Annotated in this window: 7 protein-coding genes; all 7 read left to right on the top strand. The window is 33.7% G+C overall.

The features are described 5' to 3' along the window. Nucleotides 1-807 precede the first annotated feature (807 nt). A complete protein-coding gene (locus ACSVDA_RS10220) occupies nucleotides 808-1,527 on the top strand; it encodes a winged helix-turn-helix domain-containing protein (protein WP_485882904.1) in 720 nt (239 codons plus the stop codon). Continuing rightward, nucleotides 1,520-3,280 carry a two-component system histidine kinase PnpS gene (gene pnpS / locus ACSVDA_RS10215; RefSeq protein ID WP_485882902.1) on the top strand — a complete coding sequence of 587 codons (1,761 nt, stop codon included), beginning with the start codon at nucleotides 1,520-1,522 and terminating at the stop codon, nucleotides 3,278-3,280. Before ACSVDA_RS10220 ends, pnpS begins: the two co-directional genes overlap by 8 nt. 277 nt (nucleotides 3,281-3,557) lie before the next feature. Further along, the gene (gene hflK, locus ACSVDA_RS10210) at nucleotides 3,558-4,529 is read left to right on the top strand and encodes an FtsH protease activity modulator HflK (protein ID WP_320207673.1); all 972 of its coding nucleotides are present in this window, start codon (nucleotides 3,558-3,560) and stop codon (nucleotides 4,527-4,529) included. Beyond that, nucleotides 4,522-5,457 (top strand): protease modulator HflC, encoded by a 936-nt coding sequence (gene hflC, locus ACSVDA_RS10205; RefSeq protein WP_485882900.1) that lies wholly within the window; start codon nucleotides 4,522-4,524, stop codon nucleotides 5,455-5,457. Before hflK ends, hflC begins: the two co-directional genes overlap by 8 nt. A 96-nt stretch (nucleotides 5,458-5,553) precedes the next feature. Next, nucleotides 5,554-8,187 carry a DNA polymerase I gene (polA, locus tag ACSVDA_RS10200; RefSeq protein ID WP_485882898.1) on the top strand — a complete coding sequence of 878 codons (2,634 nt, stop codon included), beginning with the start codon at nucleotides 5,554-5,556 and terminating at the stop codon, nucleotides 8,185-8,187. Nucleotides 8,188-8,229: 42 nt separating this feature from the next. Continuing rightward, complete coding sequence (gene mutM / locus ACSVDA_RS10195; RefSeq protein WP_485882913.1) at nucleotides 8,230-9,102, top strand: bifunctional DNA-formamidopyrimidine glycosylase/DNA-(apurinic or apyrimidinic site) lyase; 873 nt, start codon at nucleotides 8,230-8,232, stop codon at nucleotides 9,100-9,102. A gap of 445 nt (nucleotides 9,103-9,547) precedes the next feature. Then, complete coding sequence (gene ytaF / locus ACSVDA_RS10190; protein WP_320207676.1) at nucleotides 9,548-10,183, top strand: sporulation membrane protein YtaF; 636 nt, start codon at nucleotides 9,548-9,550, stop codon at nucleotides 10,181-10,183. Nucleotides 10,184-10,199: the final 16 nt, after the last annotated feature.

The following is a 10,199-nucleotide window of genomic DNA, read 5'->3' as shown; positions in this document are numbered from 1 at the left end:
TGCACGTATCCCCATTTCATACTTGTTTCTCGACAACTCAAGTATAAAAGAATGGGTGATATCGTGCTCTTTTTTATGCACTCAAATTGTGTATAAACCCCAACATTTATTATAGAACCTTTTAATATAATAAGTATGTTTTCGCACTGATTCTTATATATAAGCACGTATACTCTAGCGTTGGTGGCATCTTTTCTGTTGTTAAAAAGTTATTGAGTTTTTTAAACACATTATTCTGTTCATTGCTAGTAAAAATAGTGAAAGGCCCTTTCTTAAGAAGAGGTAAATGAAGGGCTCTTTTTTCTCAGGAGACAGACACAAGGTTACTCATACGTAAAGTGAAAGAAAGCAACAAAGTTTATGAAAAGAGCCTATAATAAAAAAAGTTGGTTTGTCTATTTCTAATCGATTATAATTTATGTATGTAGGCTCTTTTCGTACACTTTCGTACTATAATATACAAATGAGAACAAATAGTCGAAGTATGATGAGTTTCAATTCGTTTGCTTAACTCGAAAAGATGACCGAATGTTATTTGAAGGCTGTTTTCGCATTGATTATTGTTTTTCGTATTAAGAACGAACACCTAGGTAACTAACGTTCGTGGCATGTTTTCTTCTGGACAACGATGAATAACATTATAAAACCACTTTTTATAGTAATATTTTGATAACAATAGCAACAATGTTTACGAAAAGAGCCTTAATGAAAGATGTGTGTAATTCTGGATATGAAAACAAAAACACTGAATATGTAACAGAGTTCTGAGTGATGGATGGGGTTTAATACGTATACTTGGAGGTACATATGAGTACAAAAATATTAGTGGTTGATGATGAACAGTCTATTGTGACATTACTTACATATAACTTGCAGCAAGCTGGATATGAAGTTATTGTAGCGACTGATGGACAATCAGGTAAACAAAAAGCGATAAGCGAAAAGCCTGATTTAATCATTCTTGACTTAATGCTACCTCAAATTGATGGTATTGAAGTATGTAAACAACTAAGATTAGAAAAGGTTTTTACGCCAATTTTAATGCTTACAGCAAAGGACGATGAATTTGATAAAGTGCTTGGCTTAGAACTAGGAGCAGATGATTATATGACAAAGCCTTTTAGTCCAAGAGAGGTTGTCGCTAGAGTAAAAGCAATTTTACGGCGGATGCAAATATCAAATCAAGTCAATAGTGAGTCTGTTGAAGAACAAGACGCAATCATCATTGGAAATTTAAAAATCATTCCAGAGCACTATGAGGCGTATTTTCTTGGTGAGAAATTAGAACTGACACCAAAGGAATTTGAGTTACTATTATACTTGTGCAAAAACAAAGGAAGAGTCTTAACGAGAGATCAATTACTAAGTGCAGTGTGGAATTATGATTTTGCTGGAGATACACGTATAGTTGATGTTCATGTTAGTCACCTTAGAGAAAAAATTGAAATGAACACAAGGAAGCCAATATATATTAAAACGATTCGGGGATTAGGTTATAAACTAGAGGAGCCTAAACTAGATGCTTAAATTTCGATCTCGCCTTCTCTTTGCATTGATTTCATTAATCGTCACAGTATTATTAGGCTTAGGTCTATTTATAGGACAATTATTTGAGTCATATTATAATAATTCATTTTACGAGCAGATTGAAAAGGATGCAAAAATGGCTGCATATGCTATAGCTGAAGAAGGGATTGAAAGCGCGAATATTAACGAGAAGGCTAATACGATAGGAGAGATTTTAAACACCGAAGTCACCATTTTGGATCAACTAGGTAGAGAGAAATACCAATCAAATCCTAATAACAATATATTAACAAATGGAGAACTACTATATCTTCTTAAGAAAAATAAGGAAAATGACAGTGGATTTCATATAACTAACGAAGATGAAACCTTATATTCATACGGCATTTCTATCTTAAAAGAAGGTAATTTACTTGGTTATATCATTTTAACAACGTCTCAGGCCTCAATAGACAAAATTAGCACACAAATTTGGGGACTAGTGATAAGTAGTCTTGGAGTTGGGCTAGTCATTATCATGCTTTTAGCTATTAAAATAACAACACAATATACAAAGCCGCTTGAATCAGCTACTAAGGTAGCAATGGAGCTAGCAAAAGGAAATTATAAAGCGAGGACGTACGAAGGTGAATTAGATGAAACTGGAATGTTAAGCCAGTCCATCAATGTTCTAGCTCGTACGCTCCAAGATATGAAAAAATCTCATGAAATGCAACAGGATCGATTGCAAACATTAATCGAAAATATGGGTAGCGGTTTACTCTTAATTGATAGTAAAGGTTACATTCATTTAGTAAATAAAGCTTTTACAGAAATTTTTCAAGTAAACTCTAATGATTTTTTGTATAAATATTATTATGAAGCTTTTAGTCATAAGGAAGTGATTTCTCTCGTTGAAGAAATTTTTATGACTGAAGAAAAGGTCAGAAAACAATTACTCCTACCCATTTCAATTGAACGAAAGCATTTTGAGGTGTACGGTGGACCAATTATTGGAAATAATGATGAGTGGAAAGGTATCGTTGTAGTTTTCCACGATATTACTGAATTAAAAATGCTCGAACAAATGAGAAAGGATTTTGTAGCAAATGTTTCTCATGAATTAAGAACGCCAATTACTTCTATTAAAGGTTTTAGTGAAACATTACTAGATGGGGCAATGAAGGACGAAAACACTTTGCAATACTTTATGTCCATCATATTGAAAGAAAGTGAAAGGATGCAAAGCTTAATTCAAGATTTACTAGACCTTTCGAAAATTGAGCAACATGGATTTACTTTAAATATTGATCAAGTTGACATAAAGGTACTTCTTGAAGAAGTAATGGTCATTTTAGCTGGAAATGCTGATGAAAAAAATATTAAAGTTACTATGAATACCGAAGCGACAGCAAATTTATTTGTGGCAGGGGATGCTGACCGTTTAAAGCAAGTATTTATAAATCTAATATCAAATTCGATTGTCTATACTGGACCTGAGGGTAAGGTAGATATTACAATTGCTGAAAATGCAGAAGAGGTATCTGTCAAAATAATAGACTCCGGCATAGGTATAAAAGAGGAAGAAATTCCACGGATTTTTGAACGTTTTTACCGAGTTGATAGGGATCGTAGTCGAAATTCTGGTGGTACTGGATTAGGGCTTGCAATCGTAAAGCATATTATAGAAGCGCATCATGGGCATATCTTGGTCGAAAGTAAGGTTGGGGAAGGAACGGTTTTTACAGTAGTATTGAAAAAACAATACGTTTAGCGTACAGTTAGCATCATGGGATATGTTAACAATTTATTTACAGGGCGTTTAAGCAACCTTTACAATACTCTGCTAGTATATATAATGAAAACCCCTTCATCCAGAAGGAACCATCTTTGGGAACATGGAAACATGTTCTCTTTTTTTGTGAGTTTTTATGATGTTTTTGCTATTTTCTTTGTTAATATTCCGTTAAAATAAAATTGGGAAGCATATGAAACCTTTTTATGTTTAAAACCGTACTACATATTAAGGTCTAAGAAAGAGAGGGAGAGACATGGTTAGTATAAAGAGGATATATTCATTTATAGGGTTAGCAATTTTAGTCGTTCTGTTAGGTGTGAGCGCTTTAACGTCTTGGTACACCGTTGATGAATCAGAACAAGCAGTTATTTTAACTTTTGGTAAAGTAGAAGAAGGTATTAGTGAACCAGGGCTTCATTTTAAATTGCCTTGGCCTATCCAAAATGTTCAAAAGCTGTCAAAGGAGACATTTAGTTTACAGTTTGGATATGAGGAAAGGAACAATGAGGTAATTCGTGAAAACCGCAATGATACGAAGATGATTACTGGTGACGAAAATATTGTATTAGCAGACCTTGTCGTTCAGTGGAAAATAACAAACCCAGGAAAATTCTTATATAATTCTTTAGATCCTGAGCAAATTTTATACAATACTACATCCGCTTCACTAAGAAGCATTATCGGTAGCTCAGCAATTGATGATGCTCTTACATCTGGGAAAGCAGAAATTGAGGCAGAAGTCTTTGAATTATTAACATCACTTGTTGATAAATACGACATTGGAATCTCGGTGTTAGCGGTTAAGTTGCAAGATGTTGAATTACCAAATGATGAAGTAAGAAAAGCATTTACAAATGTAACTGATGCTAGAGAAACGATGAATACGAAGATCAATGAGGCAGAAAAATATGAAAACAAGCGTATGCAAGAAGCTGAAGGGGAAAAAGACGCCATTATCTACAATGCAGAAGGAGATAAGGTGGCAAGAATTCAAAAAGCCGTTGGTGATGTAGCTTTATTTAATTCAATATATAGTGAATATAAAAATTCACCAGAAATTACGAAACAACGCTTAATCATCGAAACATTAGAGCAAGTGTTACCTAACACTCAGCTATATATTATGAATGATGATGGAAATACATTAAAATACTTACCTCTTAAACCACTTGAGAGTCAAACACCGCCAGTCAAGCAGGAAGGAAGTGAAGGTAATAATGAGTGATCAAAACATAGTTGATATTAATGAACAGCGAAAAGGGAACCTGGATTGGAAGAAATATAGAACATCTGGAATTTTCCTAATTATATTACTCGTATTAGTTGGAATTATATTAAGTAACCTTTTTATCGTAAAAGAAGGTGAATATAAAGTTATCCGTCAATTTGGTGAAGTAGTAGATTATAAAGATGAACCAGGTCTAAGCTATAAAATCCCTTTTATTCAGACAGTAACTACTTTGCCTAAATATCAAATGATATATGATGTGGAAGAAGCTGAAATTAATACGAAAGATAAAAAACGATTAATTATTGATAATTATTCTGTATGGAAAATTGATAACCCTAAGCTGATGATTGCAAATGCAAGAACTGTTGCAGGTGCAGAAGCTAAGATGGGAGAGTTCATTTATTCTGTCGTCCGTGCTGAGTTAGGGAAGCTAGACTACGATGAAGTTATTAATGATGAAAAATCATCAAGAGGTAGTTTGAACGATGTGGTTACGGCAAAAGTGAATGAGTTGCTAGCACGTGATAACTACGGGATTCAAGTGATTGACGTACGAATGAAAAGAACAGATTTACCTGTAGAAAATGAACAAACCGTTTTCACTCGAATGATATCTGATCGTGAAAAGATTGCTCAGGAGTATTTGTCTAGAGGGGATGCTGACAAAAATCGTATAATAGCAAATACAGATAAAGTAGTCAAAGAAATTTTATCTAAGGCAATGGCTGATGCGGAAGTAATCCGAGGGGAAGGGGAAGCAGAAGCAGCTAAAATATACAATGAATCATTTTCTAAAGATGCTGAGTTTTATCAGTTATTCCGAACTTTAGAGTCGTATAAAACGACAATTAATGGTGAGACAATGATTATCCTTCCTAGTGATTCACCTTATGCAAATCTATTGATGGGCAATTTACAATAACAAACATCAAAAAGTCGTTATTTTCCTTTCTTTTCTGTATCATGCTACAATAGAATGAAAGAATAACGGCTTTTTTTGCGTTGAGGAGGGTTTTATTTGGATAAAAACAAGTTAGTGTTGATAGATGGAAACAGTATCGCATACCGTGCATTTTTTGCTTTACCTTTACTGAGCAACAATAAAGGGATACATACAAACGCAATATATGGTTTTACGATGATGTTAAATAAAATTATTGATGAAGAAAAACCAACCCATATATTAGTAGCATTTGATGCTGGAAAAACGACTTTTAGGCATGAAACTTATAGTGAATATAAGGGAGGAAGGCAAAAAACTCCTCCAGAATTATCAGAACAATTTCCATTTATTAGAGAGCTATTAGATGCCTATCAAATTACCCGCTATGAACTCGAAAATTATGAAGCAGACGATATAATTGGCACATTATCAAAACAAGCTGAACAGGATGGTTTTAATGTTAAAGTCATCACAGGTGATAAAGATTTAACCCAGCTTTCAACAAGTAATGTTACTGTTAATATTACTCGTAAGGGTATAACCGATGTTGACGCGTATACACCTGAGTTTATTGCAGAAAAATATGGTATTAAACCTGCTCAAATCATCGATTTAAAAGGCTTAATGGGAGATAGTTCAGATAATATTCCTGGAGTACCAGGAGTTGGAGAAAAGACTGCATTAAAGCTATTAAAAGAATTTGGAACAGTGGAACAAGTGCTTGCATCAATTGATCAAGTAAGTGGAAAAAAGTTAAAGGAAAAATTAACTGATCATAGAGAGCTTGCAGTATTGAGTAAGGAGTTAGCTACTATCAACTGTGAAGCTCCTCTTAGTATCACTGTTAATGATGCTAATTTTAAGGGTATAGATAAAGAAAAAGTAAGTGACATTTATAAAGATTTAGGTTTTGAATCAATGTTATCGAAACTTGGCTACTCTGAGGAGGTAAATCAAGAGGAGCTTAAAGACATAGAATTTACAGTTGCTACTGAGGTAACTCAAGATATGCTAGCTGATCATTGTTCATTAGTTGTTGAGGTATTAGAAGAAAACTATCATTTGGGAGATATTTTAGGTATTGCAATTGAAAATACGAATGGTCGATATTTTATTCCTACAGAAGTAGCAGTAGGTTCTAATATGTTTAAAGAATGGGCAAAAAATGAGGAAATGAAGAAAACAGTTTTTGATGGAAAAAAGGCAATTGTTTCTTTACATTGGAAAGGCATACAATTAGCAGGGATTGATTTCGATACAATTATCGCTTCATATATATTAGATCCTTCCGACACGAATGATGAGGTCACAAGTATAGCAAAACGTTATGGTATGTCAGAAATATTAACTGATGAACAAGTTTATGGAAAAGGTGCCAAGAGAAAAATTCCCGAGCAACAACAATTGATGGAACACCTCATACGTAAAGCAAATGCTCTATATAAAATGAAGGATCAGCTTATAAATGATTTGCAAGAAAATGAACAATTAGATTTATTACTCAATTTAGAAATGCCACTTTCTTCTATATTAGCAAAAATGGAAGAAATCGGTGTAAATGTGAACATAGACAAGCTTAAACTAATGGGAGATGAGCTAACGAAGCAATTATCTAACTTAGAGAATGCAATATATGAACTAGCTGGTGAGAGCTTTAACATTAATTCTCCTAAACAATTAGGTGTTATTTTATTTGAGAAATTAAACTTACCTGTTATTAAGAAGACAAAAACTGGCTACTCTACTTCTGCTGACGTTCTTGAGAAACTAAAAACTAAACATAACATTATTGCTGAAATTTTACATTATCGACAATTAGGTAAACTGAAATCAACATATATTGATGGATTATTAAAGGTTGTACATAAAGATACATCCAAAATCCATACTCGATTTAATCAAGTTTTAACGCAGACTGGGAGATTGAGTTCAATTGACCCTAACTTACAAAACATACCAATAAGATTAGAAGAAGGACGAAAAATTAGGCAAGCTTTTGTTTCTTCTAAAGAGGATTGGGTCATCTTTGCTGCAGATTACTCACAAATTGAGTTAAGGGTGTTAGCACATATTGCAAATGATGCTAATTTAATTGCTGCATTTAATCAAGATTTAGATATACATACGAAAACTGCGATGGATGTGTTTCATGTAAATGAAAATGACATAACATCAAACATGCGTAGACAAGCAAAAGCTGTGAATTTTGGAATTGTTTATGGGATCAGTGACTATGGCCTATCTCAAAATCTTGGGATTACTAGAAAAGAGGCAGCAAACTTTATCCAGCGTTACTTTGATAGCTTCCCTGGTGTGAAAAACTATATGGATGATATCATTCAAGAGGCAAAGCAAAAAGGTTATGTATCAACCCTGTTACAAAGAAGACGTTATATTCCTGAAATAACGAGTAGGAATTTTAATGTGAGAAGCTTTGCTGAACGAACTGCAATGAACACACCAATTCAAGGAAGTGCAGCCGATATTATTAAATTGGCCATGATCAAAATGGCTAACCGCTTGCACCACGAGGGTTTAGAAGCAAAGCTGCTACTTCAAGTACACGATGAATTAATCTTTGAAGCACCACAAGAAGAAATAGAAATACTGAAACAACTTGTTCCTGATGTCATGGAGAGTGCAGTAGAATTAACTGTTCCACTTAAGGTTGATTACTCATATGGCCCTACATGGTATGATGCAAAGTAGTGATAAAGCATATTGGGAATGGTTTGAAAGGAGGAGTTCCTCATTCCGGAAGGACCTGAAGTACAACAAGTTTTAAACTCTATAGAGCACAAAGTACTAGGCAAAATAATTTCAGAGGTAGCTGTTTTACATACAAAGATTACTATGCCCTTAAAAAAAATAGGAAGGCAAGAAGTTGAAACATTCTCTCAACGACTAGAAGGAGGAAGTATAGAAAAAATTGAAAGGAAAGGAAAGTACTTAATTTTTAATATAAATCAAGTTGATATTTCCACCTTATACTTAGTCACTCATCTTGGGATGACAGGTGCTATTTTTCATGTAAACAACTTAAATGAAATTGCACTAAATTATCGAAAACATGTTCATATCATATTTAAATTAAATGATGAGTCATTAATGGTTTATTCTGATCAAAGGAGATTTGGGTGGATGGGTGCTTTGAATGAACAAGAGTATACCGCTTATCGACCTCTTCAAGAGGTTGGTCCCGATCCAGCTTCTGAAGATGCTCCAAAGCTTTTTTTGGAAATAATAAGAAATAAAGCTTTTATTAATAAACCGATAAAACGTGTAATTATGCAACCAAATGTCATTCAAGGTGTGGGAAATATATACGCATCCGAATGTCTTTATAAAGCTAAGCTAAACCCATTAACATCTGTTGAAGAGATTTCAGATGAAAAGCTGTTAGAATTATTAGGTCATATTAAAGAAACGTTTGAACTTGCAATAAAGCTAGGAGGTTCATCTATAAGAGATTATGTAAATTCCGAAGGGAAAAAAGGGACATTCCAAGAGCTACATATGGTTTATAATAAAGACTTTTGTCCTGAATGTGGAAGTTCTATTGAAAATCTAAAAATAGATCAGCGTTCATCATTTTATTGCCCTAACTGTCAAGCAAAAAGTTGATTATGTTTTCAAGCATATTTGGCTTTTTACATGCAATCAATCGTGAAAACAGCTGTACAAAAGGCTCTTTTTCATAAACTTTGTTGTTATTGTTCGTAAAATAGAAGATTAAGATGCAGTTACACGCAACAGTCGTCAATATATAGAAGAAAAGATGCCACGAAATCTTACCAAATACGTGTATATTTTTTGTATGACAAGCAACAACCGATGCAAAAACAGCTGTAAATGGCTCTTGTCGTAAGTATTTTGTTATTTTTACTAAAAATGGACATCATGATGAGTTAATGAGAGCTTAGTAATTTTACGAATAGAAAAGATGCCACGAAATCTTACCAAATACGTGTTCGAAAAAACAGCTGTAAAAAAACATAGAGCTTCTTTTTGAACTTTGGATGGGCTTCTTCCATATACTACTGTAGCTAAATCGGAAGGAGCTCATGCAATGGTTCAATATATGTCGCTCATAATTTTAGCTTTTGCAGTTAGTTTAGATAGTTTTACTGTTGGCTTCACTTATGGCTTGAGAAAAATGAGTTTGCCAATAAAGTCAATTATTATCATTGCATTCTGTTCAGCAATTACATTAAGTGTAGCAATGTTTTTTGGAAATATGATTTCAATGATACTATCTCCAAGCATTGCTGAAAAAATTGGTGCAGTAGTACTTGTATGTATAGGTGCTTGGGTATTATTCCAGTTTTTTCGTCCTGCGAAAAATATGCTAGATGAGAATGAAGAAAAGATATTATTTAACTTGGAAATAAGATCGTTAGGCGTAGTTATTAATATTCTTAGAAAGCCGATGGCGGCTGATCTTGACAAATCGGGAACAATTACTGGTATTGAAGCATTCTTACTCGGTGCAGCCCTTTCGTTAGATGCGTTTGGTGCAGGGCTTGGAGCAGCTCTTTTAGGCTATTCCCCGATGTTAATGGCTGCTTCGGTTGCATTGATGAGCATGCTTTTTTTATCATTAGGGTTAAAAAGTGGTATTTTATTTTCAGGAATAACATGGGTAAAAAAATTCTCTTTTTTACCAGGAGTTATTTTAATTGTCTTAGGAATATGGAAGTTATAACGTTAAAACTAAGGGG

Origin of the sequence: Cytobacillus sp. Hm23, assembly GCF_051842895.1 — a bacterium.
Taxonomy (GTDB): domain Bacteria; phylum Bacillota; class Bacilli; order Bacillales; family SM2101; genus Nanhaiella.
This window is presented reverse-complemented; position numbering and strand designations above follow the sequence as displayed.